26 protein-coding genes and 1 tRNA gene are annotated in these 26,034 nt (G+C 62.8%); 23 read left to right on the top strand and 4 right to left on the bottom strand.

Annotated elements, in window-relative coordinates:
- The first annotated feature begins 19 nt into the window (after positions 1–19).
- The 4 genes from N5D53_RS09520 to murB are packed head-to-tail and all read left to right on the top strand — an operon-like array spanning position 20 to position 2,446.
- Entirely contained in the window at positions 20–205 is a 186-nt protein-coding gene (locus N5D53_RS09520; RefSeq protein WP_003247142.1) for a Trm112 family protein, read from the top strand.
- Positions 202–966 (top strand): 3-deoxy-manno-octulosonate cytidylyltransferase, encoded by a 765-nt coding sequence (gene kdsB / locus N5D53_RS09515; RefSeq protein WP_003247143.1) that lies wholly within the window; start codon positions 202–204, stop codon positions 964–966. The genes N5D53_RS09520 and kdsB overlap by 4 nt, the downstream gene beginning before the upstream one ends.
- Positions 966–1,430 (top strand): low molecular weight protein-tyrosine-phosphatase, encoded by a 465-nt coding sequence (locus tag N5D53_RS09510; protein ID WP_121161940.1) that lies wholly within the window; start codon positions 966–968, stop codon positions 1,428–1,430. Before kdsB ends, N5D53_RS09510 begins: the two co-directional genes overlap by 1 nt.
- On the top strand, positions 1,427–2,446 hold the full coding sequence (gene murB, locus N5D53_RS09505) for a UDP-N-acetylmuramate dehydrogenase (RefSeq protein WP_121161938.1): 1,020 nt from the start codon (positions 1,427–1,429) through the stop codon (positions 2,444–2,446). The genes N5D53_RS09510 and murB overlap by 4 nt, the downstream gene beginning before the upstream one ends.
- Before the next feature lie 421 nt (positions 2,447–2,867).
- On the opposite strand, the gene rne is transcribed toward murB, so the two are convergent.
- Positions 2,868–6,128 carry a ribonuclease E gene (rne, locus tag N5D53_RS09500; RefSeq protein WP_190870097.1) on the bottom strand — a complete coding sequence of 1,087 codons (3,261 nt, stop codon included), beginning with the start codon at positions 6,126–6,128 and terminating at the stop codon, positions 2,868–2,870.
- A 797-nt stretch (positions 6,129–6,925) separates the two neighbouring features.
- On the opposite strand from rne, the gene rluC reads away from it, so the two are divergent.
- From rluC to N5D53_RS09485, 3 genes are read left to right on the top strand one after another with little or no spacing between them, the layout of a single operon-like run.
- Positions 6,926–7,882 (top strand): 23S rRNA pseudouridine(955/2504/2580) synthase RluC, encoded by a 957-nt coding sequence (rluC, locus tag N5D53_RS09495; protein WP_003247149.1) that lies wholly within the window; start codon positions 6,926–6,928, stop codon positions 7,880–7,882.
- A 3-nt stretch (positions 7,883–7,885) separates the two neighbouring features.
- The gene (locus N5D53_RS09490) at positions 7,886–8,560 is read left to right on the top strand and encodes an HAD family hydrolase (RefSeq protein WP_010952931.1); all 675 of its coding nucleotides are present in this window, start codon (positions 7,886–7,888) and stop codon (positions 8,558–8,560) included.
- Positions 8,561–8,566: 6 nt separating this feature from the next.
- Positions 8,567–9,556 (top strand): S49 family peptidase, encoded by a 990-nt coding sequence (locus N5D53_RS09485; protein WP_266022988.1) that lies wholly within the window; start codon positions 8,567–8,569, stop codon positions 9,554–9,556.
- A 321-nt stretch (positions 9,557–9,877) separates the two neighbouring features.
- Here the strand turns inward: N5D53_RS09485 and N5D53_RS09480 are convergent, their stop codons facing one another.
- A complete protein-coding gene (locus tag N5D53_RS09480; RefSeq protein ID WP_049586855.1) occupies positions 9,878–10,456 on the bottom strand; it encodes a nucleoside triphosphate pyrophosphatase in 579 nt (192 codons plus the stop codon).
- 96 nt (positions 10,457–10,552) lie between these two features.
- Here N5D53_RS09480 and N5D53_RS09475 point away from each other — a divergent pair, with 96 nt between their 5' ends.
- From N5D53_RS09475 to N5D53_RS09400, 16 genes are all read left to right on the top strand, one after another.
- Complete coding sequence (locus N5D53_RS09475) at positions 10,553–11,080, top strand: YceD family protein (RefSeq protein WP_010952934.1); 528 nt, start codon at positions 10,553–10,555, stop codon at positions 11,078–11,080.
- Positions 11,081–11,093: 13 nt separating this feature from the next.
- Positions 11,094–11,276 (top strand): 50S ribosomal protein L32, encoded by a 183-nt coding sequence (rpmF, locus tag N5D53_RS09470; protein WP_003247154.1) that lies wholly within the window; start codon positions 11,094–11,096, stop codon positions 11,274–11,276.
- 3 nt (positions 11,277–11,279) lie between these two features.
- Positions 11,280–12,290, top strand: a complete 1,011-nt coding sequence (gene plsX, locus N5D53_RS09465) for a phosphate acyltransferase PlsX (RefSeq protein WP_104962283.1) — start codon at positions 11,280–11,282, stop codon at positions 12,288–12,290.
- 127 nt (positions 12,291–12,417) lie between these two features.
- Complete coding sequence (gene fabD / locus N5D53_RS09460; RefSeq protein ID WP_190870098.1) at positions 12,418–13,356, top strand: ACP S-malonyltransferase; 939 nt, start codon at positions 12,418–12,420, stop codon at positions 13,354–13,356.
- A 15-nt stretch (positions 13,357–13,371) separates the two neighbouring features.
- Positions 13,372–14,112 (top strand): 3-oxoacyl-ACP reductase FabG, encoded by a 741-nt coding sequence (gene fabG, locus N5D53_RS09455; RefSeq protein WP_003247160.1) that lies wholly within the window; start codon positions 13,372–13,374, stop codon positions 14,110–14,112.
- A 203-nt stretch (positions 14,113–14,315) separates the two neighbouring features.
- Positions 14,316–14,552, top strand: a complete 237-nt coding sequence (acpP, locus tag N5D53_RS09450) for an acyl carrier protein (protein ID WP_003247161.1) — start codon at positions 14,316–14,318, stop codon at positions 14,550–14,552.
- 187 nt (positions 14,553–14,739) lie between these two features.
- Entirely contained in the window at positions 14,740–15,984 is a 1,245-nt protein-coding gene (gene fabF / locus N5D53_RS09445) for a beta-ketoacyl-ACP synthase II (protein WP_003247162.1), read from the top strand.
- Positions 15,984–16,799, top strand: a complete 816-nt coding sequence (pabC, locus tag N5D53_RS09440; protein WP_012053291.1) for an aminodeoxychorismate lyase — start codon at positions 15,984–15,986, stop codon at positions 16,797–16,799. The genes fabF and pabC overlap by 1 nt, the downstream gene beginning before the upstream one ends.
- 4 nt (positions 16,800–16,803) lie before the next feature.
- Positions 16,804–18,039: an endolytic transglycosylase MltG gene (mltG, locus tag N5D53_RS09435; RefSeq protein ID WP_121161930.1), complete on the top strand. Its 1,236-nt coding sequence runs from the start codon at positions 16,804–16,806 to the stop codon at positions 18,037–18,039.
- Between the two features lie 9 nt (positions 18,040–18,048).
- Positions 18,049–18,681 (top strand): dTMP kinase, encoded by a 633-nt coding sequence (tmk, locus tag N5D53_RS09430; protein ID WP_020192642.1) that lies wholly within the window; start codon positions 18,049–18,051, stop codon positions 18,679–18,681.
- A complete protein-coding gene (locus tag N5D53_RS09425; protein WP_104887229.1) occupies positions 18,674–19,660 on the top strand; it encodes a DNA polymerase III subunit delta' in 987 nt (328 codons plus the stop codon). Before tmk ends, N5D53_RS09425 begins: the two co-directional genes overlap by 8 nt.
- A gap of 30 nt (positions 19,661–19,690) precedes the next feature.
- Positions 19,691–20,473: a TatD family hydrolase gene (locus N5D53_RS09420; RefSeq protein WP_190870099.1), complete on the top strand. Its 783-nt coding sequence runs from the start codon at positions 19,691–19,693 to the stop codon at positions 20,471–20,473.
- 823 nt (positions 20,474–21,296) lie between these two features.
- Positions 21,297–21,932 (top strand): TetR/AcrR family transcriptional regulator, encoded by a 636-nt coding sequence (locus tag N5D53_RS09415; RefSeq protein WP_003247170.1) that lies wholly within the window; start codon positions 21,297–21,299, stop codon positions 21,930–21,932.
- 156 nt (positions 21,933–22,088) lie between these two features.
- A complete protein-coding gene (locus N5D53_RS09410) occupies positions 22,089–23,057 on the top strand; it encodes a radical SAM protein (protein WP_104962281.1) in 969 nt (322 codons plus the stop codon).
- Between the two features lie 66 nt (positions 23,058–23,123).
- Complete coding sequence (locus N5D53_RS09405; RefSeq protein WP_121161928.1) at positions 23,124–23,729, top strand: DUF4823 domain-containing protein; 606 nt, start codon at positions 23,124–23,126, stop codon at positions 23,727–23,729.
- A gap of 10 nt (positions 23,730–23,739) precedes the next feature.
- Positions 23,740–24,300 carry a DUF1285 domain-containing protein gene (locus N5D53_RS09400; RefSeq protein WP_020193441.1) on the top strand — a complete coding sequence of 187 codons (561 nt, stop codon included), beginning with the start codon at positions 23,740–23,742 and terminating at the stop codon, positions 24,298–24,300.
- A 230-nt stretch (positions 24,301–24,530) separates the two neighbouring features.
- On the opposite strand, the gene N5D53_RS09395 is transcribed toward N5D53_RS09400, so the two are convergent.
- A tRNA-Asn gene (locus N5D53_RS09395) sits at positions 24,531–24,606 on the bottom strand.
- Between the two features lie 62 nt (positions 24,607–24,668).
- Entirely contained in the window at positions 24,669–25,865 is a 1,197-nt protein-coding gene (locus tag N5D53_RS09390; RefSeq protein ID WP_010952990.1) for an amino acid aminotransferase, read from the bottom strand.
- Between the last annotated feature and the right edge of the window lie 169 nt (positions 25,866–26,034).

Genomic DNA, 26,034 nt, shown 5'->3' with positions numbered 1-26,034 from the left:
GGCCTAAAGGAAGCCTCCAATGGACACCAAACTGCTCGATATCCTGGCCTGCCCGATCACCAAGGGCCCGCTCAAGCTGAGCGCCGACAAGACCGAGCTGATCAGCAAAGGCGCTGGCCTGGCCTACCCGATTCGCGACGGTATCCCGGTCATGCTGGAAAGCGAGGCACGCACCCTGACCGACGACGAGCGTCTTGACAAATGAGCCTGGAATTTACGGTAGTAATCCCCGCCCGGCTGCGCTCCACCCGCCTGCCAGGCAAACCGCTGCTGCTGATTGCCGGCAAGCCGATGGTGCAACATGTGTGGGAGCAGGCCCGCAAGAGCGGTGCCAGCCGTGTGGTCATCGCCACCGACGACACCAGCATCCTTGAAGCCTGCCAGGCCTTCGGCGCCGAAGTGCTGATGACCCGTGCCGATCATGAATCGGGCACTGACCGCCTGGCCGAAGTGGCCGCGTACCTCGGTTTGCCGGCTGACGCCATCGTGGTCAACGTGCAGGGCGACGAGCCGCTGATCCCGCCGGTGATCATCGACCAGGTGGCGGCCAACCTGGCTGCGCATCCGGAAGCGGGTATCGCCACCCTGGCCGAGCCGATCCATGAGCCGGAAACCGTGTTCAACCCTAACGCGGTCAAGGTAGTGAGTGACAAGAACGGCCTGGCTCTGACGTTCAGCCGGGCGCCGCTGCCCTGGGCCCGCGATACCTTCGCCAAGGCCCGCGACGTGCTGCCGGAAGGGGTGCCATATCGCCGCCATATTGGCATGTACGCCTACCGTGTCGGCTTCCTGCACGACTTTGTCAGCTGGGGCCCATGCTGGCTCGAGCAGGCTGAAGCGCTGGAGCAGCTGCGTGCCCTGTGGCACGGCGTACGCATTCACATCGAGGACGCCATCGAGGCGCCTGCCGTGGGTGTCGACACCCCTGAGGATCTGGAGCGCGTACGGCGCTTGCTGGAGGCCTGATGCGCGTCCTGTTCGTGTGCCTGGGCAACATCTGCCGCTCGCCCACCGCCGAAGGCGTGCTGCGCCATCAATTGCAGGCCGCCGGGCTCGCCGACAAGGTGCAGGTGGCTTCTGCCGGCACCGGCGATTGGCATGTCGGCAAGGCGCCAGACAGCCGCACCTGCAAGGCGGCGCTGGCGCGCGGTTACGATCTGTCGCAGCAACGCGCCCAACAGGTCAAGGCATCGCACTTCGCCGAATACGACCTGGTGTTGGCCATGGATGAGCACAACCTGCGCGATCTGCGCACCCTGCGCCCGTCCACGGCAGTGGGCGAACTCGACCTGTTCCTGCGCCGCTACGGTGCAGCCCTGGATGAAGTGCCAGACCCGTACTACGGTGGAGCCGACGGCTTCGAGCAGGTGCTGGATCTGGTGGAAGCGGCTTGCCAGGCGCTGGTACTGGAAATCAAGGGGCGTCTATGACCGTGCAGTGGCAGGAGCGGGTATCGCTCAAGCCTTACAATACCTTCGGCATCGACGTGAAGGCGCGCTATTTCAGCCAGGTGCAGGACGACCAGCAGGTGCGTCAGGCGCTGGGCCAGGCACAGCAAAGGGGCTTGCCGGTACTGGTGATCGGGGGTGGCAGCAACCTGCTGCTGACCCGCGATATCGATGCACTGGTGCTGCACATGGCCAGCCGCGGTCGGCGTGTGCTCAGTGACGATGGCGAGCGTATCGTGGTCGAGGCCGAGGCCGGTGAGCCGTGGCACGCGTTTGTGCAGTGGACGCTGGCGCAGGGCTATTGCGGGTTGGAGAACCTCAGCCTGATCCCCGGCACCGTCGGTGCTGCGCCGATGCAGAACGTGGGCGCATACGGGGTGGAGATCAAGGACGTATTCGCCGGGCTGACAGCCCTGGACCGTGAGACGGGCGAGCTGCGTGACTTCGGTTTGGCAGAATGCGCTTTCGCCTATCGCGACAGCCTTTTCAAGCGCAACCCCGGCCGCTGGTTGATCCTGCGGGTGCGCTTTGCCCTGACCCGCACCCTGCACGCTCATCTGGATTACGGCCCGGTGCGCCAACGCCTGTCTGAGCGGGGTGTGATCGAGCTGACCGCGCAAGCGATCAGTGATGCAATCTGCAGCATTCGCCGCGAGAAGCTGCCAGATCCGGCAGAGCTGGGCAATGCCGGGAGCTTCTTCAAGAACCCGGTGGTAACGGCTGATCTGGTCGAGCGTATTCGTGCGCAGTATCCCGGTGTCGTGGCATACCCACAGGCTGATGGCCAGGTGAAACTGGCGGCGGGCTGGTTGATCGAGCAGGCGGGCTGGAAGGGCCATCGTGAGGGTGATGCTGGCGTGCATCGCTTGCAGTCGCTGGTGCTGGTCAACTATGGCCAGGCGAGCGGGGCGCAGATGCATGCGCTGGCGCGCAAGATTCAGGCGGATATCTTCGAGCGGTTTGGGGTTGAGCTGGAGATGGAGCCTAATCTTTACTGATTTGCCGGCTGTGAACCTCCCGTAGGAGCGGGTTTACCCGCGAAGAGGCCGGGCCTGGTGGCCAATTTCCACCCGCCGTTCACTGTTGACGCTGCCACCGTATTCGCGGGTAAACCCGCTCCTACACCGGATTGGTGGTGGACACAGGTCGGTGGTTGGGCACAGGCCGTCGTGTAGGAGCGGGTTTACCCGCGAAAGGGCCGGTCCTGCTGGCCAATCTCCACCCGCCGTTCACTGTTGACGCCGCCACCGTATTCGCAGGTAAACCCGCTCCTACACCTGATCGGTGGTGGACACACATCGGGGGTTGGACACAGGTCGCCGTGTAGGAGCGGGTTTACCCGCGAAGAGGCCCGTCAGGCAAACCAAAAAAAGCCCCGCCAGTTCGCACTGGCGGGGCTTTTTCATTCAGCTTTGGCTATCAGCCGTGATGAGGTTTGTGCTCATCGGCGGTTTCCAAGGCTGGTTCCTGGGAAGCTGCAGCAGCTTCCTGTGCGGCTTTGGCAGCAGCCTCGGCCTCGCGCTTACGGCGACGCACTTCACGTGGGTCGTTCGGTGCGCGGCCGTTGGCCAGCATGACAGTGGCAGGTTCGACCACTGCAGGTGCCGGTGCAGGCTCGGCCACTACTTCTGGCTGGGCTTCGACAACCGGGGCAGGCTGCACGGCAACCGGAGCGACTTCGACCACGGCCGGGGCCTGTTCGATTTCACCGACTTCTACCGCTGGGGCTTCTGCCGGGGTTTCAGTGACCACGGTTTCTGCAACCACGACCGGCTCAACAGCAGGTGCATCTTCAGCGACAGGCTGCGGGGCCATTTCAACCACAGGCTCGGCAGTTGCCTCGGCTGCGGCCACTGGCTCGGTGACCGGCTGCTCGACCGCTGGGGCCACGGACGCTTCTTCAGCTTTGGTGGCCGCTTCGACCTGCTCGACCGCTTGGGCGGCTTCGCTGTTGTCGGTTTCTGCAACGGCAGCGACTTCGGCGGTAGCACGCTCGGCCTGCTGGTTAGCCTGGGCTTCTGCGTCCGAGCTGATGTTGCTGGTGGCGACAGCAGCCGTCACGGCAAGGCCAGCAGCCAGTTCGGCACCCAGCTCGGTGGCCTGGTGCTGTTGTGGCTGCTCTTCACTGCCTTCTTCTTCACTGCCGTCGATCAGCTCGCCATTGGCATTGCGCTGACGCTCACGACGGTTGCTGCGACGACGCTGGCCACGGGAGCGGCGGCGCGGGCGCTCGCCATCGGTGCCTTCCTGCTCGTCTTGCAGCAGCTCTTCGCCTGGCAGTTGCTCTTCGGCCAGCTCGGCTGCCTGTTCGGTTGCTTCTTCGGCAGCGCGTGGTTGGCGCTCTTCGCGTGGTGGGCGCGGGGCGCGTTCTTCGCGTGGAGCACGCTCTTCGCGCGGTGCGCGTTCTTCACGTGGAGCACGTTCTTCGCGAGGGGCGCGTTCTTCACGTGGAGCACGTTCTTCGCGAGGGGTGCGTTCTTCACGCGGTGCCCGTTCTTCACGTGGAGCACGCTCTTCACGCGGTGCGCGTTCTTCACGTGGAGCACGCTCTTCGCGGGCTACACGTTCTTCACGTGGCTGGCGCTCTTCGCGTTCGGCTGGCGGGGTAGCGTCCAGCGGCTCGCGCAGTTCGCGAACGCGCTCTTCGCCGCGGTTGCCACGGCGGTCTTCGCGTGGCTGGCGCGGCGCACGTTCTTCACGCGGTGCACGCTCTTCACGTGGGGCACGTTCCTCACGCGGCGCACGCTCTTCGCGTGGGGCGCGTTCCTCGCGCGGTGCACGCTCTTCACGCGGTGCGCGCTCGGCACGCTCTTCACGCGGCTTGCGTTCTTCGTCGCGGCGGCCGTTGCGGTTGCGGCTTTGCTGGCGGCCGTTGCGGCGTTCTTCGTTGCGCGGGCTGCGCTCGGCAGCCGGTTTTTCGGCGGCGGGAGCCACTGGCGCGGCGGCAGGCTCGTCCTTGCCGGCGAACAGGCTCACCAGCGACTTCACCAGGCCTTTGAACAGGCTTGGCTCCGGAGCGCTCGGGGCAGGGGCGACCGGCGCGGCAGCCTGGGGCTCTTCAGCGGCGGCCGGTACCGGTGCGTTGGCGCGGGCCGGGGCCGTTTTCACTGCGGCTTCCTGGCGTACTAGGGTGCGGGTGGCGGTCGGTTGCGGCGCTTCTTCGGCTTCGGCGGCGGCGATTTCGTAGCTGGACTGGTTGTTCAGCACTTCAGGGTTGTCGTCGCGCAGGCGCTGGACTTCGAAGTGCGGGGTCTCCAGGTGGTCGTTCGGCAGGATGATGATGCGCGCACGGGTGCGCAGCTCGATCTTGGTGATCGAGTTACGCTTTTCGTTCAGCAGGAACGCGGCTACCGGGATCGGCACTTGAGCACGTACTTCGGCGGTGCGGTCCTTCAGGGCTTCTTCTTCGATCAGGCGCAGGATGGCCAGCGACAGCGATTCGACGTCACGGATGATGCCGGTGCCGGAGCAGCGTGGGCAGACGATGCCGCTGCTTTCGCCCAGCGATGGGCGCAGGCGCTGACGGGACATTTCCAGCAGGCCGAAGCGCGAGATGCGGCCTACCTGGACGCGGGCGCGGTCGGCTTCCAGGCATTCACGCACGCGCTCTTCAACGGCGCGCTGGTTCTTCGCCGGGGTCATGTCGATGAAGTCGATGACGATCAGGCCGCCGATGTCACGCAGGCGCAGCTGGCGGGCGATTTCCTCGGCCGCTTCCAGGTTGGTCTGCAGGGCGGTTTCTTCGATGTCGCTGCCTTTGGTGGCGCGCGCCGAGTTGATATCGATGGACACCAGGGCTTCGGTCGGGTCGATCACGATCGAACCGCCGGACGGCAGGTCGACCACGCGCTGGAAGGCGGTCTCGATCTGGCTTTCGATCTGGAAGCGGTTGAACAGCGGCACGCTGTCTTCGTACAGCTTGACCTTGCTGGCGTACTGCGGCATCACCTGGCGGATGAAGGTCAGCGCTTCTTCCTGGGCGTCGATGCTGTCGATCAGCACTTCGCCGATGTCCTGACGCAGGTAGTCGCGGATGGCGCGGATGATGACGTTGCTTTCCTGGTAGATCAGGAATGGCGCGGCGCGGTCCAGGGACGCTTCCTTGATGGCGGTCCACAGCTGCAGCAGGTAATCCAGGTCCCACTGCATTTCTTCGCTGCTGCGGCCAAGGCCGGCAGTGCGCACGATCAGGCCCATATCGCCCGGTACGGTCAGGCCGTTCAGGGCTTCGCGCAGTTCGTTGCGCTCTTCGCCTTCGATGCGGCGCGAGATGCCACCGGCACGCGGGTTGTTGGGCATCAGCACCAGGTAGCGGCCGGCCAGGCTGATAAAGGTGGTGAGGGCGGCGCCTTTGTTGCCGCGCTCTTCCTTCTCGACCTGAACGATGACTTCCTGGCCTTCGCTGAGCACTTCCTTGATGTTGACCCGGCCTTCAGGGGCCTTCTTGAAGTACTCGCGGGAGATTTCTTTCAGCGGCAGGAAGCCGTGACGTTCGGAACCGAAGTCGACGAAGGCAGCTTCGAGGCTGGGTTCGATGCGGGTGATCTTGCCTTTGTAGATGTTGGCCTTTTTCTGCTCGCGCGCGCCGGACTCGATGTCCAGGTCGTAGAGACGTTGGCCGTCCACCAGGGCTACACGCAACTCTTCGGGTTGAGTCGCGTTAATCAGCATTCTTTTCATGTTGTACCGTCGGTTTCCGGGCTGCCGGAAACGGCGTTCGGCACACACGACGTCTCATGGTCGGTGCCAAGGTGCGCAAAGGGTGGCCGGGCCACCCCCGTGTCGAGCGACGTTCGGCACCAGCCGGTTGCCCAGCCTGCCGTTGTCGCGACGACGCGTCCTGTTTGCTGCGGTGCCAACAAGGCCCCGGTGGCTTCGAATAGGTATCCGAATCAACCAAGCGGGCCTTGTGCACTCAGTCAGGAGGAGGAATCAACCGTCAGCCGTGGACGCCCGGAGGGCATCTGTTCAGGACCTTATCCGCTCACCAGCCGTCAGTGGGCTGGTGGCCGGACGCGGTGCTACACGGTCCGAGGGCTGTGCATCTCCACCCTGCACGTATCCCTGATAATTCGGGTGCTGCCGCGCGCTGAATCCGCAACGGGTTGCATTTTTCGCCAGCGCTGGTTCTGCGCTGGCGCCATTCATGTCCAAGGCAGGTATTTCCGAAGCATTCGCCGGGCGATGCGTGGAAGCGACTCGCGGGCAGAGGTGCAGCGAAAAGAATCGGGTAAGCAGGTGAAACACCGCACTTGTCGTTTTTTTTCGGTCTTCTCTACACGGCGCTGGTGGCGATTCCAGGCATTTCGGTAAACTGGCGAAAACCCCGTAGGACGGCCTCGCGTCCTGGAGAATTGCGAAGGTCAGGGACCGGCAAAGAGCCTGGTGCCGCTGGCCTGCCGCTTTTGGCGGCGTTCGCGACTATAGCAGCAATGATTAAGTGCTTCAATTCCATAAAAAATTGTTATGATCTCGCAATGACGACCAATACCCCTCCGACTTCCGGCGTTCAGCTGATCGAAGTCGCGCCGGAGCTTGCCGGCCAACGCATCGATAATTTCCTCATCACGGCCCTCAAGGGCGTGCCCAAGACACTGGTCTACCGCATCCTGCGCAAGGGTGAGGTGAGGGTCAACAAGGGCCGCGTCAAGCCGGAGTACAAGATCCAGGCCGGCGACATCGTGCGGGTCCCGCCCGTCCGCTTGCCGGAACGAGACGAACCGGCACCGGTGGCCCAAGGCCTACTGCAGCGTCTGGAAGCCGCCATTGTCTACGAGGACAAAGCGCTTATCGTGATGAACAAGCCGGCCGGCATTGCCGTGCACGGCGGCAGTGGCCTGAGCTTCGGGGTGATCGAGGCGCTGCGCCAGTTGCGCCCGGACGCCAAGGAGCTGGAGCTGGTGCACCGCCTGGATCGCGACACGTCTGGCCTGTTGATGATCGCCAAGAAGCGCAGCATGCTGCGTCACCTGCATGCCGCCCTGCGCGGTGATGGTGTCGACAAGCGCTATATGGCGCTGGTGCGCGGCCATTGGCCAACCTCGAAAAAGCAGGTCAACGCGCCGTTGCTCAAGAGCAACCTGCGTTCCGGCGAGCGCATGGTCGAAGTGAACGATGAAGGCAAGGAGGCGCTGACCCTGTTTCGCGTCCTGCGCCGTTTTGGTGACTTTGCCACCATCGTCGAGGCGCGCCCGATAACCGGTCGTACCCATCAGATCCGCGTGCACACCCTGCATGCCGGGCACATGATCGCTGGCGACAGCAAATACGGCGACGAAGACTTCAGCCGGGAAATTCGCGAGTTGGGCGGCAAGCGCCTGTTTCTGCATGCCTATGCGTTGACTGTACCGCTGCCGGACGGTGGTGAATTGAAGCTCGAGGCGCCTGTGGATGAGGTCTGGGCGAAAACCGTTGAACGTCTGAGTGCGTCCTGATCCATGAAAAAAGGCTATGAGCTACTGATCTTCGACTGGGATGGCACCCTGGCCGATTCCATTGGGCGTATCGTCGAGGCCATGAATGTCGCCGCAGAGCGTGCCGGCGAGGCGCAGAGCAGCGACGCTGCGGTCAAGGGTATCATCGGTCTGGCCTTGGACGAGGCGATCCACACCCTGTACCCGCACCTGGCGCCTGCAGAGGTTGCCAGCTTCCGCCAGCACTATGCTGATGTCTACGTTGCGCTGGATCAGCAACCTTCGCCGTTGTTCGATGGCGTGGTCGAGTCGCTGGATGCCTTTCGCGCCGAGGGTTACCGCCTGGCGGTGGCCACCGGCAAGGCCCGTCGCGGGCTGGATCGGGTGCTCAAGGCCAATGGCTGGGAGCGGTTCTTCGACATCACCCGCGCGGCTGACGAGACCCGTGGCAAGCCACACCCGCTGATGCTTGAGGAAATCCTCGGGCATTGTGGCGTCGAACCGTCGCGTGCGCTGATGGTCGGAGATTCGGCATTCGACCTGCAGATGGCCAGCAATGCCGGCATGCATTCGGTGGCGGTTGGCTATGGTGCCATGTCGCTGCAGGCGCTGGCCGAGTTTGGCCCGCAGGTATGCATCGATCACTTTTCCCAGTTGCGCGAGTGGCTGGGTGGTTCCGCAATTCCACTTCCAAGGTAGGTAAGCATGGCAGACGAATGGAAAGCCCCTGAGGCCGAGCCCGGGGAGCGCGAAGAGCGCAACAGCTGGAAGCTGCTGGAAAAGACCTTGCTGGCCAGCGTGCAGGAGCAGCGACGGTCGCGGCGCTGGGGGATCTTCTTCAAGCTGCTGACCTTCGTCTACCTGTTCGGCATTCTGGCGTTGTTCTCGCCGCTGATGGACATGGACAAGGCCGCTTCGCGCAGTGCCAGCCATACCGCGCTAGTCGAGGTGCGCGGGGTGATTGCCGATCAGGAGGCTGCCAGCGCCGATAACATCGTCAAGAGCCTGCGCGAAGCGTTCAAGGACGACAAGACCAAGGCTGTGGTGATGCGCATCAATAGCCCGGGTGGCAGCCCGGTGCAAGCGGGTTACGTGTATGACGAAATCCGTCGCCTGCGTGCCGAATATCCCGCCATCAAGCTGTATGCGGTGATCGCTGACCTTGGTGCTTCCGGTGCCTATTACATCGCCAGTGCGGCGGACGAGATCTATGCCGACAAGGCCAGCCTGGTGGGGTCCATTGGGGTGACGGCGGCGGGTTATGGCTTTGTTGGCACCATGGAGAAGCTAGGGGTCGAGCGCCGTGCCTATACATCGGGTGAGCACAAGGCGTTCCTTGATCCGTTTTCGCCGGAAAAACCAGAAGAGACCCGGTTCTGGCAGGGTGTGCTGGATACCACGCACCGGCAGTTCATCGCCATGGTCAAGCAGGGGCGGGGTGAGCGCCTGAAGGATAAGGAGCACCCGGAGTTGTTCAGCGGCCTGATCTGGTCGGGTGAGCAGGCCAAGGTGCTGGGGCTGGTGGATGGCTTGGGCAGTGCCAGCTATGTGGCGCGTGAGATCGTGGGCGAGAAGGAGTTGGTTGACTTCACCGTTCAGGAGTCGCCTTTCGATCGCTTCTCCAAGCGCGTGGGTGCCAGCGTGGCTGAGCACCTGGCGATGTGGATGGGGTTCCAGGGGCCGCAGTTGCGTTGAGTTCGTCGCAGTTTTTGTGGTGTCTGGCAGATCAAGCGCCGCCTGCGCGGCGCATTGCGCGCAGGCTCGCTCATCGATCAGGGTGCCCAGCGGTGCGTTGTAGGCGCGGGTTTACCCGCGAATAGGCCAGGCCTGCCGGCCAATATCCCTGGCCATTCACCGTCGCAGCACCATCGCATTCGCAGGCATGAGGTGGTGTCGCCACGCCCGTTGTAGGAGCGGGTTTACCCGCGAATAGGCCGGACCCGCCGTCCAATATCCCCGATCGTTCACCCTCCCGGGCGGCGCTCGATCTGCCGGGCGCCCAAATCCCCAGCCAGGTTACGGAACCATCACCCCTTCCTTGGTCAGCATATCCACCAGCCGAATCAGCGGCAGCCCGATCAGGCTGGTCGCGTCGCACCCGTGCGTGCTCTGGAACAAGCTCACCCCCAGCCCCTCCGCCTTGAAACTCCCTGCGCAATCCAGCGGCTGTTCTGCTGCCACGTAACGCTCGACCTGCTCCCTGCTCAGTTCACGCAGTGTCACGGTAAAAGGCACGCAATCCACCTGGCATTGCCCGGTGGCGCTGTTCAGCAGTGCCAGCCCGGTAAGAAAGCTCACCTGCTGCCCGCTACACTCCAGCAGTTGCTCGCAAGCGCGCTCGAACGTATGCGGCTTGCCCAGCACCTGCTCGCCCAATACCGCAACCTGGTCCGAGCCTATGATCAGGTGTCTGGGGTGGCTGCCTGCCAATGCCTCGGCCTTTTGCCTGGCCAGCCGGCGCACCAGCTCTACGGGCGGTTCGCCATCCAGGCGTTGCTCGTCTATATCGGGGCTTGCCCAGGTGAAGGGCAGGTGCAGGCGTGCGAGCAGTTCGCGGCGATAGGCAGAGCTGGAAGCCAGTAACAAAGGAAGCATGGTAGACTCCGGGTTCGGTTGAACCAATTCTATCACGCACGATGCCGCCTAATTTCCTTTGACAGGGGCGGGGGGCATCCCTAGAATGCTGCGCCTATGTTGAATGACCCGATTCCACCTCACGTTGACCCGCGCAAATTAGCCGATCGTGGCGTAACCCTTAACGGTTCGCTGCAACTCGCTGATTTGGAAAGACTCTGCGACCCGCTTTCCGACAATGTCGGTACGGTGCAGGCGAAGTTCGATTTTGAACGAGATGAACAGCACGTGGTGGTTATCCACAGCGAGCTGGACGTCGAAGTCAAGATGGTTTGCCAGCGTTGTCTTGAGCTGGTCACCCTACCGATCCACAGCGAATGTACATACGCCGTGGTGAAGGAGGGTGCGAATACCCAGTCGTTGCCGAAAGGCTATGACGTGCTGGAACTGGGCGAAGATCCTTTGGATCTGCAGGCATTGGTCGAGGAGGAGCTTTTGCTCGCCTTGCCAATCGTGCCTGCTCATCATCCGGAAGAATGCCAGCAGCCGGCGGGCGCAGACGAGCCCGAATCGAGCAAGGACGAGGTATCGCGGTCCAACCCGTTCAGTGTTTTGGCGCAGTTAAAGCGTGACCCAAACGTTTAGGAGTTAATCAATTATGGCTGTTCAGCAGAACAAAAAATCCCGCTCTGCCCGTGACATGCGCCGTTCGCACGACGCCCTGTCGGAAAACGCGCTGTCGGTAGAGAAAACCACCGGTGAAGTTCACCTGCGTCACCACGTTTCGCCAGAAGGCGTATACCGTGGTCGTAAAGTGGTCGACAAGGGCGCTGACGAGTAATCCTTGTCCGCTCAGGTCATCGCGATCGACGCAATGGGCGGGGACTTCGGTCCCCGCAGCATTGTCCAGGCTAGCATTGCCTGCCTTTCGGCTACCCCCTCGCTTCATCTGACCCTCGTCGGTCAACCCTCCCTCCTTGAAGATCTCGTCAGTGGCCTGCCAGCTGCGGATCGCGCGCGCCTGCAGATTGTCGCCGCCAGTGAGGTAGTCGGCATGGACGAGCGGCCATCCCAGGCGTTGCGCGGCAAGCCGGATTCGTCGATGCGCATCGCCCTCGAACTGGTGCGCGACGGAAAAGCCCAGGCCTGTGTCAGTGCCGGCAATACCGGGGCGCTGATGGCGTTGTCGCGCTTCGTGCTCAAGACCCTGCCGGGTATCGACCGGCCGGCCATGGTGGCGGCGATCCCGACCCAGGCGGGTTACTGCCAACTGCTCGATCTGGGCGCGAATGTCGACTGCAGTGCCGAAAACCTCTACCAGTTCGCGGTAATGGGCTCGGTGGCCGCTCAGGCCCTGGGTGTGCATCGGCCACGCGTGGCGCTGTTGAATATCGGTACCGAGGACATCAAGGGTAACCAGCAGGTCAAGCTGGCTGCCACGCTGTTGCAGAACGCCCGCGGCCTCAACTATGTCGGTTTCGTCGAAGGGGATGGCCTGTACCGGGGTGAGGCAGACGTGGTGGTGTGCGACGGTTTTGTCGGCAACATACTGCTCAAGTCCAGCGAGGGCCTGGCGACGATGATTGGTGCGCGCATCGAAAAACTGTTCAAGGGCGGTGCTTTTGCCCGCGTTGCCGGGGCCGTTGCCATGCCGCTGCTCAAGCGTCTGCAGGCCGACCTGGCGCCGGCGCGGCACAATGGGGCGAGCTTCCTGGGGCTGCAGGGTATCGTCATCAAGAGTCATGGCTCGGCGGGCGTGCAGGGGTTTCAGAGTGCCATCCAGCGGGCGCTGATCGAAATTCAGGAAAACCTGCCGCAGCGGCTGCACGGCCGCCTTGAAGATCTGTTGCCTTAGGCATTTCGCCGATGAAGTGCTTAAATGTGACCGCTTGGTCTATGTTTCCATCCAAGTTTTCAGATTCCGCGCCTGGCCTCGGGCCTGGCGCACACTATCCGACGACAAGATCATAAGGGCTTGTTCAATGTCTGCATCCCTCGCATTCGTCTTTCCCGGTCAAGGTTCCCAGTCGCTGGGCATGCTCGCCGAGCTCGGCGCCGAGAAGCCAGTGATCATCGAAACCTTCAAGGAAGCGTCCGAAGCGCTCGGCTACGACCTGTGGAAGCTGGTCCAGGACGGCCCGGAAGAGCAACTCAACCAGACCGACAAGACCCAGCCGGCAATCCTTACTGCGTCCATCGCACTGTGGCGCCTGTGGCTGGAAGAGGGTGGTGCCAAGCCTGCCTTCGTTTCCGGGCACAGCCTGGGTGAATACAGCGCCCTGGTCGCCGCTGGCAGCATCAGCCTGAAAGATGCCGTTCGCCTGGTCGAGCGCCGCGGTCAGCTGATGCAGGAAGCCGTACCGGCCGGTCACGGCGCCATGGCTGCCATTCTCGGCCTGGACGATGCTGTGGTCGTGCAACTCTGCGCCGAAGCTGCTGAAGATGAAGTGGTCAGCGCCGTGAACTTCAACTCGCCTGGTCAGGTGGTCATCGCCGGTAACAAGGCGGCGGTAGACCGCGCCATGGAGCTGTGCAAGGCCAAAGGTGCCAAGCGCGCCCTGCCACTGGCGGTGAGCGTCCCGTCGCACTGCGCCCTGATGAAGCCAGCCGCCGAGCGCTTTGCCGAATCGGTCAATGCCATCGAATGGAAGGCCCCGCAGATTCCGGTGGTGCAGAACGTCACTGCCGCCGTCGCTGCCGACCTCGATGCTCTCAAGCACGACCTGCTGGCACAGCTGTACCAGCCGGTACGCTGGGTCGAGTGCGTGCAGACCCTGGCCGCCAACGGTGCGGTCAACCTGGTCGAGTGTGGCCCGGGCAAGGTCCTGGCTGGCCTTAACAAGCGTTGCGCCGACGGCGTGACCACCTACAACCTCAACACCCCTGACGCCGTTGCTGCCACCCGCGCGGCACTGGCCTGATTTGGAGAAGCTTGCATGAGCCTGCAAGGTAAAGTTGCACTGGTTACCGGCGCCAGCCGTGGCATTGGCCAGGCCATCGCCCTCGAGCTGGGCCGCCAGGGCGCGACCGTGATCGGTACCGCCACTTCGGCGTCCGGCGCCGAGCGCATCGCTGCCACCCTGAAAGAACACGGCATCACCGGCACCGGCATGGAGCTGAACGTGACCAGCGCCGAATCGGTTGAAGCCGTGCTGGCCGCCATTGGCGAGCAGTTCGGTGCGCCGGCCATCCTGGTCAACAACGCCGGTATCACCCGCGACAACCTCATGCTGCGCATGAAAGACGACGAGTGGTTCGATGTCATCGACACCAACCTCAACAGCCTCTACCGTCTGTCCAAGGGCGTGCTGCGTGGCATGACCAAGGCACGTTGGGGTCGTATCATCAGCATCGGCTCGGTCGTCGGTGCCATGGGTAACGCAGGTCAGGCCAACTACGCGGCGGCCAAGGCCGGTCTGGAAGGCTTCAGTCGCGCCCTGGCGCGTGAAGTGGGTTCGCGTGGCATCACCGTCAACTCGGTGACCCCGGGCTTCATTGATACCGACATGACCCGCGAGCTGCCAGAAGCTCAGCGCGAAGCCCTGCAGACCCAGATTCCGCTGGGCCGCCTGGGCCAGGCTGACGAAATTGCCAAGGTGGTTTCGTTCCTGGCGTCCGACGGCGCCGCCTACGTGACCGGCGCTACCGTGCCGGTCAACGGCGGGATGTACATGTAATACTGCAACTCAATGTGACGGGTTTCGTAAAAAAAGAGTCATACTGCGAGCCTAAAATCCGTTATAAAGCTGCAACCAGATTCCAGGCAGCGGGTGTGGTGACTAGCCTGAAGGTGCGTTTAGCTTGAAAAGCGAACGTCTTTCTATAAAATTAGCCACCGGCCAGCTGCCTGACATATATCCATTAGGAGTGAAAACTAGGTATGAGCACCATCGAAGAACGCGTCAAGAAAATCGTCGCCGAGCAACTGGGCGTCAAGGAAGAAGAAGTGACTGAGACTAAGTCCTTCGTCGATGACCTGGGTGCCGATTCGCTTGACACCGTTGAACTGGTGATGGCTCTGGAAGAGGAATTCGAGACCGAAATCCCTGACGAAGAAGCCGAGAAGATCACTACCGTTCAAGCTGCCATCGACTACGTCAAAGCCCACCAGGCCTAAGACGCGACAGTCGACGTTTCTTGTCGGGGAAAACCGCACTGCCTTCGCCGGCGTGCGGTTTTTTCTTTGCGAGCGCCTCGCATTTATCAGGCGGCTTCGTTCACCGCGCACCAAGAGCTTGTTGCCATTTCATTCCAGCACTTGAATGCAATGGCAAGAGACTCTGTTATTAGAAAAGGAGAGTACTGTGTCGCGTAGACGCGTCGTGGTCACCGGTATGGGTATGCTGTCGCCACTGGGTACCGATGTACCGAGCACCTGGCAGGGCATTCTGGCTGGCCGCAGTGGCATCGGTCCGATCGAACACACGGACCTGTCTGCCTACTCCACCCGTTTTGGCGGCTCGGTGAAAGGCTTCGAGGTTGAGCAGTACCTGTCGGCCAAAGAGGCCCGCAAGCTCGACCTGTTCATCCAGTACGGCCTGGCGGCTGGTTTCCAGGCCGTGCGTAATGCCGGCCTGGAGGTCACCGATGCCAACCGCGAGCGTATTGGCGTGGCCATGGGCTCGGGTATCGGTGGTCTGACCAACATCGAAGAAACCAGCCGCACCCTGCACGATTCAGGGCCGCGCCGCATTTCGCCGTTCTTCGTGCCGGGTTCGATCATCAACATGATCTCCGGTTTCCTGTCGATCCACCTGGGTCTGCAAGGGCCGAACTATGCCATCGCCACTGCGTGCACCACTGGCACCCATTGCATCGGCATGGCCGCGCGCAATATCGCCTACGGTGAGGCTGACGTGATGATCGCAGGTGGCGCCGAGATGGCCGCTTGTGGTCTGGGCATGGGCGGTTTTGGCGCTTCGCGCGCACTGTCTACCCGCAACGATGAACCCAGCCGGGCCAGCCGCCCGTGGGACAAGGGTCGTGACGGCTTTGTATTGTCCGACGGTGCCGGAGCCCTGGTGCTCGAGGAGCTGGAGCACGCCAAGGCCCGCGGTGCGACTATCTATGCCGAGCTGGTTGGCTTTGGCATGAGCGGCGACGCCTACCACATGACCTCGCCACCCGACTCTGGCGAGGGCGCTGCCCGCTGCATGGCCAACGCTTTGCGCGATGCCGGTATCCAGCCGGAAGACGTCAGCTACATCAACGCCCACGGCACTTCTACCCCGGCGGGCGATGTGGCCGAAGTGGCGGCGATCAAGCGCGTGTTCGGCGAGCATGCCTACAAGCTGGCGGTCAGCTCGACCAAGTCGATGACGGGCCACTTGCTGGGCGCCGCGGGCGCGGTGGAAGCGATCTTCAGCGTGCTGGCAATCAATAGCCAGATGGCCCCACCGACCATCAACCTGGACGAGCCGGACGAAGGGTGTGACCTCGACTTCGTTCCCCACCAGGCGCGCAGCATGCCGATCGACGTGGTGCTGTCCAACTCGTTCGGCTTTGGCGGCACCAACGGCTCGCTGGTATTCCGCCGGTTTGCCGACTGATGCACAGCTGGATCGACGGCCAGCCGGCGACTGCACTCAACCTGCAGAACCGCGGCCTGGCCTACGGCGATGGCCTGTTCGAAACCATCGCCGTGCGAGGTGCCCGGCCCAGCTTGCTGGACGGCCACCTTGCACGCCTGGCGCTGGGCTGCCAGCGCTTGGCGATCAACACCGACCTGGCGCTGGTGCGCGACGAGTTGCTGCGTTACGCCAGCCAGCTGGGTGAGGGTGTCGTCAAACTTATCCTTACCCGTGGCGATAGCCAGCGTGGCTATGCGCCAGCTGTCGATGCAGCGCCGCGGCGTATCCTGCAAGGCAGCCCATTACCCCGTTATCCTGTCGAGCATGCTGAGCATGGTGTGCGGTTGTTCCCCTGCCAGACCCGGCTTGGGGAACAACCACTGCTGGCTGGCCTCAAACACCTTAACCGCCTGGAGCAGGTGCTGGCCCGTGCCGAATGGCAGGACAGCGTCCATGCCGAAGGCCTGATGCGTGACGCGCAGGGCAGGGTGATCGAAGGGGTATACAGCAATCTGTTTCTGGTGCGTGATGGCGTGCTGCTTACCGCCGACCTTAGCCGTTGTGGCGTGGCGGGCGTGATGCGTGCCGCACTGCTGGAACAGGCCCCGCTGCTGGGTATTGCGGCACACGTCTGCGACCTGTCGTTCGAGGCGCTTGAGCAAGCGGATGAAGTATTTGTTTGCAATAGCGTTTACGGCATTTGGCCCGTGTGTGGCGTAGCCGCGCTAAACTGGTCGCCGGGCCCGCTCACTCGTAAACTGCAGGCCGTTGCCCGTACGTTACTGGAAACCTGAATTCGTGAGACGTAAATTCCTGCTGTTGCTGGAAATGGGCTTGATCCTTGCCGGCCTGGCGTTTGGCTGGTCGGCCTGGAAGGTCAACTCGGTCCTGGAGCAGCCCCTGCACGTCACGCAGGAGCGCCTGCTGGATGTGCCCAATGGCACTAACCCCAACCGCATGTTCTACAGCATGCAAAGAGAAGGGTTGCTTGACGATGCTGTCTGGTTGCGTTTGTACTGGCGCTTCAACATGGCCGGCACACCGCTGCACACTGGCGAGTACCGTCTTACCCCTGGCATGACCGTCGAGCAGTTGTTCGACGCCTGGCGCCGTGCCGACGTGGTGCAGTACAACCTCACCCTGGTCGAAGGCTGGACCTTCCGCCAGGTGCGTGCGGCCGTGGCCAAGCATGAAAAGATCAAGCATACCCTGGACGGCTTGTCGGATGCCGAGGTCATGGACAAGCTCGGCCATACCGGTGTATTCCCCGAAGGCCGCTTCTTCCCCGACACCTACCGCTTCGTGCGGGGTATGACCGATGTCGAGTTGCTGCAGCAGGCCTACATGCGTCTGGACGAAGTGCTGGCCAAGGAGTGGGCCGAGCGCTCCACCGACCTGCCGTATCGTGACCCTTACCAGGCGCTGATCATGGCCTCCCTGGTCGAAAAGGAAACCGGCATTCCGCAGGAGCGCGGGCAGATCGCCGGCGTGTTCGTGCGGCGCATGCGCCTGGGTATGATGCTGCAGACCGACCCGACGGTTATCTATGGCATGGGTGAACGCTACAACGGCAAGATCACCCGCGCCGACCTGCGCGAGCCGACGCCCTATAACACCTACACCATGACCGGCCTGCCGCCGACCCCGATCGCCATGGTCGGCCGCGAGGCGATTCACGCGGCGCTGAACCCATCCAATGGCACCAGTCTTTACTTCGTCGCCCGCGGCGATGGCAGCCATGTGTTTTCCGACGACCTCGACGACCACAATTCGGCAGTGCGCGAGTTCCAGCTCAAGCGCCGGTCGGACTACCGCTCCAGCCCCGCGCCGCAGCAAGAGGCCAAGCCAGGTGCCGATGATGCCGAACAGGCATCGGGCGCCGACGATGCGCAGCGCCCTGAGCCCCCAGCAGCGGACCCGTCAGCAGCGGATGAGCCAACTGCGCAGCCAGCCCCCGATGAAGCGCCCGCGCAGGATGCCCCTGCCGGCGGTGCGCAAGCGGCCGAGCGGCCGACGCCTGACGAACAACATTAAGGACTGCCTGTGAGCGGCTTGTTTATTACTTTGGAAGGCCCCGAAGGCGCGGGCAAGAGCACCAATCGCGACTACCTGGCCGCGCGCCTGCGCGAGCACGGCCTGGACGTGGTGCTGACCCGTGAGCCAGGCGGTACGCCGCTGGCGGAAAAGGTGCGTGAACTGTTGCTGACGCCCAGCGACGAAGGCATGGCGGCCGACACTGAGCTGCTGCTGGTGTTCGCCGCTCGCGCCCAGCACCTGGCGCAGGTCATCCGCCCGGCGCTGGCCCGCGGGGCTGTTGTACTGTGTGATCGTTTCACGGACGCCACCTATGCCTATCAGGGTGGCGGGCGTGGTCTGTCGGTCGAGCGTATCGCGGTTCTGGAACAATTCGTCCAGGGCGACCTGCGCCCGGACCTGACCCTGGTCTTCGACCTGCCGGTGGAAGTGGGCCTTGCCCGCGCCGCCGCCCGTGGCCGCCTTGACCGATTCGAGCAGGAAGGGCAGGCGTTCTTCGAAGCGGTGCGCCAGGCGTACCTGCAGCGCGCCCAAGGCGCGCCACAGCGCTACAGCCTGCTTGATGCGGCACAATCCCTGGAGGCGGTGCAGCGTGACATCGACGTACTGCTGCCAGGCATTCTGGAGCGTTGCCGTGGCTGAGGCCTACCCTTGGCAGCAGGCGCTGTGGCAGCAACTGGCCGGTCGCAGCCGCCACGCCCACGCTTACCTGCTGCATGGGCCGCAGGGTATTGGCAAGCGGGCCATGGCCGAGCGTCTGATGGCGCGCCTGTTGTGCCAGCAGCCGCAGGGCCTGGACGCTTGTGGGGCGTGTAAGTCGTGCCTGTTGCTCAAGGCCGGCAGCCACCCGGACAACTTCGTCCTCGAGCCGGAGGAGGCTGACAAGCCGATCAAGGTCGACCAGGTACGCGAGCTGGTGGCCTTTGTGGTGCAGACCGCGCAGTTGGGCGGGCGCAAGGTGGTGTTGATCGAGCCGGTGGAGGCGATGAATGTCAACGCCTCCAACGCCCTGCTCAAAAGCCTTGAAGAACCTTCCGGTGATACCGTGTTGTTGCTGGTGACGCACCAGCCCAGCCGTCTGTTGCCGACGATCAAGAGCCGCTGCCAGCAGGTGGCCTGTCCGCAGCCCAGTCTGGCCCAGAGCCAGGCATGGCTGACTGGCGCGTTACCCGACTGCGACGAGGTCGAGCGCGATGAGCTGCTGACGCTGGCGGCAGGTTCGCCATTGATGGCGGTCAGCCTGCAGGCGCAGGGTGTGCGCGAGCAACGCGCGCTGGTGGCCGATGGGGTGAAGAAGCTGCTCAAGCAGCAGCAATCGCCGAGCCAGCTGGCCGATGCCTGGAGCGGTGTGCCGTTGTTGCTGCTGTTCGACTGGTTCTGCGATTGGTCGCACCTGATCCTGCGCTATCAGTTGACCCAGGACGAGGAAGGGTTAGGCTTGGCCGATATGCGCAAGGTCGTGCAATACCTGGCGCAGAAGAGCCGCCAGGCCAAGGTGCTGGAGGTGCAGGCATGGATCCTCGAACAGCGCCAGAAGGTACTGGGCAAGGCCAACCTCAACCGCGCCTTGTTGCTTGAATCGCTGCTGGCTCACTGGCTGCAACTGCCGGGTGCCCGCTGATTTTCCATTTTTCATGTGTGCCGTTATCCCATGCTCGTAGATTCCCATTGCCACCTCGACCGTCTTGACCTCACTGCTCACCAGGGCTCCCTCGACGCTGCCCTGCAGGCGGCGCGTGAGCGTGGGGTCGGGCATTTCCTGTGCATTGGCGTCAGTGCCGAGAATGCGGGTGCAGTGAAGGCGCTGAGCGAGCAGTACGCTGACGTCGACTGCTCGGTGGGCGTGCACCCACTGGACCTGGCCCCTGGCGAAACCCCGGCGTTGGAATGGTTGTTGCGCGAACTGGCCCACCCGCATGTGGTGGCGATTGGTGAAACCGGGCTGGATTACCACTACGAGCCGGAGGCTGCCGAGCTGCAGCAGGCTTCGTTCCGCTTGCACCTGGAGGCCTCCAGGCAGACCGGCAAACCGGTGATCGTGCATACCCGGGCGGCGCGTGCCGATACCCTGGCGCTGCTGCGTGAGGCCAACCTGCCGCAGGCTGGCGTGCTGCACTGCTTTACCGAGGACTGGGACATGGCCAAGGCCGCGCTGGACCTGGGTTATTACATCTCGCTGTCGGGCATCGTGACCTTCCGCAATGCCGATGCCTTGCGTGAAGTGGCGCGGCAGGTGCCGGTCGATCGCTTGCTGGTGGAGACCGATTCGCCGTACCTGGCGCCGATTCCGCACCGGGGCAAGCCGAACCTGCCGCAGTATGTGCGGGAGGTGGCGGAGTATGTGGCTTCGTTGCGTGGGGCCAGTTATGAGCAGTTGGCGGAGCAGACTACCGCCAACTTCAAGCGGCTGTTCCCGTTGGCGCGGGTGGATTGATTCACCGGGGTTAGAGATTGTGTGAGGGGCGCAAGGTGCCTGCCACAACCCTTGCAGCGCCTGTGAGATCGAGCGCCGCCCGCGCGGCGCTTCGCGGGTAAACCCGCTCCTACATTTGTTTCGGGCCAGTCCGTCCTGTGCCAGGCGCGCGCGGCCGCCTTGTTTGTACGACGCGATATCGAGGCGTGCGCCAAGGCGTTCGCACGCAAATCCCATAGGCCTAATTGGCCCGAAACAAATGTAGGAGCGGGTTTACCCGCGAAGCGCCGCGCGGGCGGCGCTCTTCTGTGCCAGGCGCGCGCGACCGCCTTGTTTGTACGACGCGATATCGAGGCGTGCGCCAAGGCGTTCGCGCGCAAATCCCCCAGGCCTAATTGGCCCGAAACAAGCGTAGGAGCGGGTTTACCCGCGAAGCGCCGCGCGGGCGACGCTCGATCTCACAGGCGCTGACAATCTTGCGTCACGCACCTGACAGCCGTCACACCATCCTCCCCACAAAAACACAAAAAAAACCCGGGTTCTGGGGGAGGAATCCGGGTTAAGACCATTAGGAGTAAAACAAAGGTACGCGGTCCCTGAGCACCTTTATCGGCGCGCCACTGGGGGGGATGCGCCGCGCCAACACTTCAAGTATTGGTCAGGTTTGGCGCAGTGCCAGTGCATATTGGACGTTTTTTAAACAGATTTGGAATACGCCAACGTTTCGTTCCTCCCGCAGCGCATGGCCGTATGCATCGTGAAACACAGACATGCGTGGATGATCCGTGCAATTTCCCGCAAGTTAGGCATAATAAACCGCTTCGATTGTCATCCAGTCCTTCCCATGCAGAAAGAACCTCGTAAGGTCCGTGAGTTTCGCCGTCGCGAACAGGAAATCCTCGATACCGCGCTCAAGCTGTTTCTCGAGCAAGGTGAAGACAGCGTCACCGTCGAGATGATCGCCGACGCCGTGGGCATCGGCAAAGGCACGATCTACAAGCACTTCAAGTCCAAGGCGGAGATCTACCTGCGCCTGATGCTCGATTACGAGCGTGACCTGAACGAGCTGTTGCACTCGGCCGACGTCGACCGTGACAAGGAAGCGCTGTCGCGCGCCTACTTCGAGTTCCGCATGCGCGACCCGCAACGCTACCGGCTGTTCGACCGCCTTGAAGAAAAGGTGGTCAAGGGCAATCAGGTGCCGGAAATGGTCGAGCAGCTGCACAGCATCCGTGCCTCCAATTTCGACCGCCTGACCCAGCTGATCAAGGGCCGTATCAGCGAAGGCAAGCTCGAAGACGTGCCGCCGTATTTCCACTACTGCGCTGCCTGGGCGCTGGTGCACGGCGCTGTGGCGCTGTACCACTCGCCGTTCTGGAGCAACGTGCTGGAAGACCAGGAAGGCTTCTTCCAGTTCCTGATGGACATTGGCGTGCGTATGGGCAACAAGCGCAAGCGCGACCCGGAACCCTCGAACTGAGCATTTAGCGAAACGGCGTCGTGGGTCCGCTGCGCGGCAGTGCAGCCCGAAGCGTTTGGCTATCGTTTGGAAATTCGGCATTGCGCATTGGGGCTTGCAAAAACCTGATTTATGAGTCAGGTTTTGCCGGCCCCTTCATCCATGCCGGAGTCATTCATGATTGTCGATCGTCAAGGCAGGCGCTTTCGCAACCTGCGCGTCAGCCTGACGGCTGCCTGCAACTACGCCTGTACCTACTGCGTACCTGACGGAAAGCGGCTGGTGGCGGCGCAGGACGAGCTGTCGGCGGATGCCTTGGCCCGTGGCGTGGCCTACCTGATCGAAGCCGCCGGCATCGAGCGCCTGCGGATTACTGGCGGTGAGCCACTGGTCAGCCCGCGCCTGGATGCCTTTCTGGCTGCCGTGGCCAAACTCGACCTTGATGACGTCTCGCTGACCACCAACGGCCAGTTGCTGGCGCGCAAGTTGCCGCAACTGCAGGCGGCTGGGATTCGTCGGCTGAACGTTTCCCTCGACACCCTCGACCCGCTGGCTTTCCGCCAGATTGCCCGTGGCGGCGACCTGGGCACTGTGCTGGATGGAATGGAGCAGGCCAGCGCCCTGGGTATGCGAATCAAGGTCAACATGGTGCCGATGCGCGGGAAAAACCTTGATCAGGTACTGCCCCTGCTGGATTACTGCCTCGCGCGCGGCTTCGAGCTGCGCTTCATCGAACTGATGCGCATGGGCCACCTCTCTCACGATCGCAACGCCTTCCTCCAGCAGTTTGTAGGCCTCGACCAGCTGCTTGCGCTGATCGGCGGCCAGCATACCTACGCCCAGGTGAATGCGCCGCTGGACGCCACTGCCATGCGTTACCACATCCCCGGCAGGGGCCACTTCGGCGTCATTGCCAACGAAAGCGTGCCGTTTTGCCGTACCTGCTCGCGGCTGCGCCTGTCTTCTACGGGGTGGCTGCATGGCTGCCTGTCGTCAGGTAACCGGCACTTCGTCGGCGACCTGCTGGAAAAACCGCGTCATCAGGCGCTGCCGGCCTTGCAGCGGTTGTTGGTAAAGGCTTTGGCTGACAAGCAGGACGTGGCCTTTTCCGGTGGCGTGACAGTCATGAAAGTGATCGGTGGCTGAAGCTGGCGCAAAAGCTGCATCCGCCGGCTATTCGCCGGTTTTTCGTCGCCGGCCACTGGAGGAAAGATGCGTAGCCTGGTCTTGCTGCTGGCGCTGATGGCGCTGGGCGGCTGCATGAATGTCAGCGATATGGGCGAAGGCGTCCGCTATCACATGAGCGATGCCGGTCTGCTGGACCACAGCGAAACCCGTCGCACCTTGTCGATCCGCCTGCAGCCTGATTCGTTCATTTTCATTGGCCAGGGTGCATTCGTGCCGCCGGGCGAGGGGCCGGTGCCTCGGCAGAATGCAGTGGCCCAGCAGGCCTTCAAGAGCTTCGTCGAATACTTCCCGATGGTACGGCGCGCCCAAGGCCCGCTGGGCCTCGAAGAGGCCATCGCCCAGGCGCGCGCGGTGGGTGCGGACTACGTGTTGTACACGCGCTTCGCTCGTACCGACGATCGCATCGGCAATGGTGACGAGTGGTATGACGAGCAGGCCGTCGACCGCTTGGGCTGGGACACTGGCGTGGTGCAGATGATGCTGATCGAAACCAGTACCCGCTACCTGATCGACACCGCACGCATCAAGAGCCGTGGCGGTTTGTTGACGTTCCACGACAACACCCCGGAGGATTTGCTTGGTGCGCCGATGCGCGAGTACGCTCGTAGCCTTCTGGGCATGAGTGAATGAGGCAAGCGTGATGAGCGACTCCGGCAAGGCCAATGACCTTCTGGCGCAGATCCCCAAGGCCAAGGGGCTGCCGCCGGTGCACCTGTGGAACCCGGAATTCTGTGGTGACATCGACATGCGCATTGCCCGCGATGGCACCTGGTACTACCTGGGCACGCCGATCGGGCGCAAGCCGATGGTGCGGCTGTTCTCTACCATCATTCGCCGCGACGGCGATGACTACTTCCTGATTACCCCGGTAGAGAAGGTCGGCATTCGTGTTGACGATGCGCCGTTCGTGGCCGTGTTGCTGGAAGTGCAGGGCGAAGGCGAGCAGCAGGTGCTGCGTTTTACCAGCAATGTCGAGGACCAGGTCGAGGCGGGGCCGGATAACCCCCTGCGGGTGGTGATCGACCCGCTGACGCAGGAGCCATCACCGTATGTGCTGATGCGCAGCAACCTGGAGGCGCTGATACATCGCAATGTGTTTTACCAACTGGTGGAGCTGGCGGTGCCGCATGTGATCGACGGGGAGGAATGGCTTGGGGTGTGGAGCCGGGGGGCGTTTTACCCGATCGGGCGCAGTGATTGAGGCCTCTGTTGGAGATGCCGGCCTCTTCGCGGGTAAACCCGCTCCTACACCGGATCGGTGGTGGACACACATCGGTGGTTGAACACAGGCCGTCGTAGGAGCGGGTTTACCCGCGAAAGGGCCGGGCCTGCTGGCCAATCTCGGCCCGCCGTTCACCGTTGCTGACCAATAATTCCAGCGCAACGAAAAAGCCCCCGGTTGCTTGCGCATCCGGGGGCTTCTTCAATGTCTGGCTCCGCGACCTGGACTCGAACCAGGGACCCAATGATTAACAGTCATTTGCTCTACCGACTGAGCTATCGCGGAATCTGCGCGTATCTTACTGATTGCCCGGGAGAAGTCAACCCACCCCCAGGCAAAACAATGAGTTACAGCACCTCCACGATCGCTTTGGTCACCACGTGGATGTTGCTCTGGTTCAGCGCGGCCACCGCGATACGGCCGGTGTCCAGGGCATAGATGCCGAAGTCGTTCTTCAGGCGGGTGACCTGTTCAACGGTCAGGCCCGAGTAGGAGAACATGCCGACCTGGCGGCCAACGAAGCTGAAGTCGCGGTTGGCACCGTATTCGGCCAGCAGCGATACCATCTGCTTGCGCATGCCGTGGATGCGCTCGCGCATTTCGGCCAGTTCGGTTTCCCACATCTGGCGCAGTTCTGCGCTGTTCAGCACGGTGGCAACAATGGTTGCGCCGTGGGTTGGCGGGTTGGAGTAGGTGGTGCGGATCACGCGCTTGACCTGCGACAGCACGCGGGTGCTCTCGTCCTTGGAGGCGGTGACGATCGACAGTGCGCCGACGCGCTCGCCGTACAGCGAGAACGATTTGGAGAACGAGCTGGAAACGAAGAACTCCAGGCCCGACTCGGCGAACAGGCGCACGGCGAAGGCGTCTTCGGCGATACCGTCACCAAAGCCCTGGTAGGCCATGTCGAGGAACGGCACGTGGCCCTTGGCCTTGACCACTTCCAGGACGTTCTTCCAGTCGTCCAGGTTCAGGTCGACACCGGTCGGGTTGTGGCAGCAGGCGTGCAGCACCACGATCGAACCGGATGGCAGGGCGTTGAGGTCTTCGAGCATGCCCGCGCGGTTGACGTCGTTGGTCGGCGCATCGTAGTAGCGGTAGGTCTGCACCGGGAAGCCGGCCGATTCGAACAGCGCACGGTGGTTTTCCCAGCTAGGGTCGCTGATGGCAACCACGGCGTTGGGCGAGAGGCGCTTGAGGAAGTCGGCACCGATCTTCAGCGCGCCGGTACCACCGACGGCCTGCACGGTGACCACGCGGCCGGCGGCCAGCAGTGGCGACTCGGCGCCGAACAGCAGCTTCTGCACAGCCTGGTCGTAGGTGGCGATGCCGTCGATCGGCAGGTAGCCGCGCGAAGCGTGCTGGGCGGCACGCTGGGTTTCGGCTTCGATCACGGCGCGCAGCAGCGGAATGCGGCCTTCCTCATTGCAATACACGCCTACGCCCAGGTTGACCTTGTCGGTACGTGGGTCGGCGTTGAATGCTTCGTTGAGGCCCAGAATAGGGTCGCGGGGTGCCAGCTCGACAGCGGAAAACAGGCTCATTGTTACCTTGGCTCTGATTGGAGTGTGATAGGGCGTACACGCTCCAGCCGAATGCACTGAAGCGGTGCACAAACGGGGAGTCAGTATAGTGATACCGACCGGTCACCGCGACACTCTGGCGCAGCTTTTGGGGCTATTTGCGCAAATATTTTTCGACCATTGGTCTAAA

The sequence above is a fragment of the Pseudomonas sp. GD03862 genome (assembly GCF_029840855.1).
Taxonomy (GTDB): domain Bacteria; phylum Pseudomonadota; class Gammaproteobacteria; order Pseudomonadales; family Pseudomonadaceae; genus Aquipseudomonas; species Aquipseudomonas alloputida.
This window is presented reverse-complemented; position numbering and strand designations above follow the sequence as displayed.

Excerpts from the sequence above, each read along its gene's own strand:
- rpmF (WP_003247154.1), top strand. The coding sequence starts at position 11,094 with ATGGCTGTTCAGCAGAACAAAAAATCCCGCTCTGCCCGTGACATGCGC.
- N5D53_RS09415 (WP_003247170.1), top strand. The coding sequence starts at position 21,297 with ATGCAGAAAGAACCTCGTAAGGTCCGTGAGTTTCGCCGTCGCGAACAG.
- acpP (WP_003247161.1), top strand. The coding sequence starts at position 14,316 with ATGAGCACCATCGAAGAACGCGTCAAGAAAATCGTCGCCGAGCAACTG.
- pabC (WP_012053291.1), top strand. The coding sequence starts at position 15,984 with ATGCACAGCTGGATCGACGGCCAGCCGGCGACTGCACTCAACCTGCAG.
- rluC (WP_003247149.1), top strand. The coding sequence starts at position 6,926 with ATGACGACCAATACCCCTCCGACTTCCGGCGTTCAGCTGATCGAAGTC.
- fabD (WP_190870098.1), top strand. The coding sequence starts at position 12,418 with ATGTCTGCATCCCTCGCATTCGTCTTTCCCGGTCAAGGTTCCCAGTCG.
- N5D53_RS09485 (WP_266022988.1), top strand. The coding sequence starts at position 8,567 with ATGGCAGACGAATGGAAAGCCCCTGAGGCCGAGCCCGGGGAGCGCGAA.
- N5D53_RS09480 (WP_049586855.1), bottom strand. The coding sequence starts at position 10,456 with ATGCTTCCTTTGTTACTGGCTTCCAGCTCTGCCTATCGCCGCGAACTG.
- rne (WP_190870097.1), bottom strand. The coding sequence starts at position 6,128 with ATGAAAAGAATGCTGATTAACGCGACTCAACCCGAAGAGTTGCGTGTA.
- N5D53_RS09405 (WP_121161928.1), top strand. The coding sequence starts at position 23,124 with ATGCGTAGCCTGGTCTTGCTGCTGGCGCTGATGGCGCTGGGCGGCTGC.
- N5D53_RS09490 (WP_010952931.1), top strand. The coding sequence starts at position 7,886 with ATGAAAAAAGGCTATGAGCTACTGATCTTCGACTGGGATGGCACCCTG.
- fabG (WP_003247160.1), top strand. The coding sequence starts at position 13,372 with ATGAGCCTGCAAGGTAAAGTTGCACTGGTTACCGGCGCCAGCCGTGGC.
- N5D53_RS09475 (WP_010952934.1), top strand. The coding sequence starts at position 10,553 with ATGTTGAATGACCCGATTCCACCTCACGTTGACCCGCGCAAATTAGCC.
- N5D53_RS09420 (WP_190870099.1), top strand. The coding sequence starts at position 19,691 with ATGCTCGTAGATTCCCATTGCCACCTCGACCGTCTTGACCTCACTGCT.
- N5D53_RS09390 (WP_010952990.1), bottom strand. The coding sequence starts at position 25,865 with ATGAGCCTGTTTTCCGCTGTCGAGCTGGCACCCCGCGACCCTATTCTG.
- N5D53_RS09510 (WP_121161940.1), top strand. The coding sequence starts at position 966 with ATGCGCGTCCTGTTCGTGTGCCTGGGCAACATCTGCCGCTCGCCCACC.
- kdsB (WP_003247143.1), top strand. The coding sequence starts at position 202 with ATGAGCCTGGAATTTACGGTAGTAATCCCCGCCCGGCTGCGCTCCACC.
- N5D53_RS09400 (WP_020193441.1), top strand. The coding sequence starts at position 23,740 with ATGAGCGACTCCGGCAAGGCCAATGACCTTCTGGCGCAGATCCCCAAG.
- N5D53_RS09410 (WP_104962281.1), top strand. The coding sequence starts at position 22,089 with ATGATTGTCGATCGTCAAGGCAGGCGCTTTCGCAACCTGCGCGTCAGC.
- N5D53_RS09520 (WP_003247142.1), top strand. The coding sequence starts at position 20 with ATGGACACCAAACTGCTCGATATCCTGGCCTGCCCGATCACCAAGGGC.
- murB (WP_121161938.1), top strand. The coding sequence starts at position 1,427 with ATGACCGTGCAGTGGCAGGAGCGGGTATCGCTCAAGCCTTACAATACC.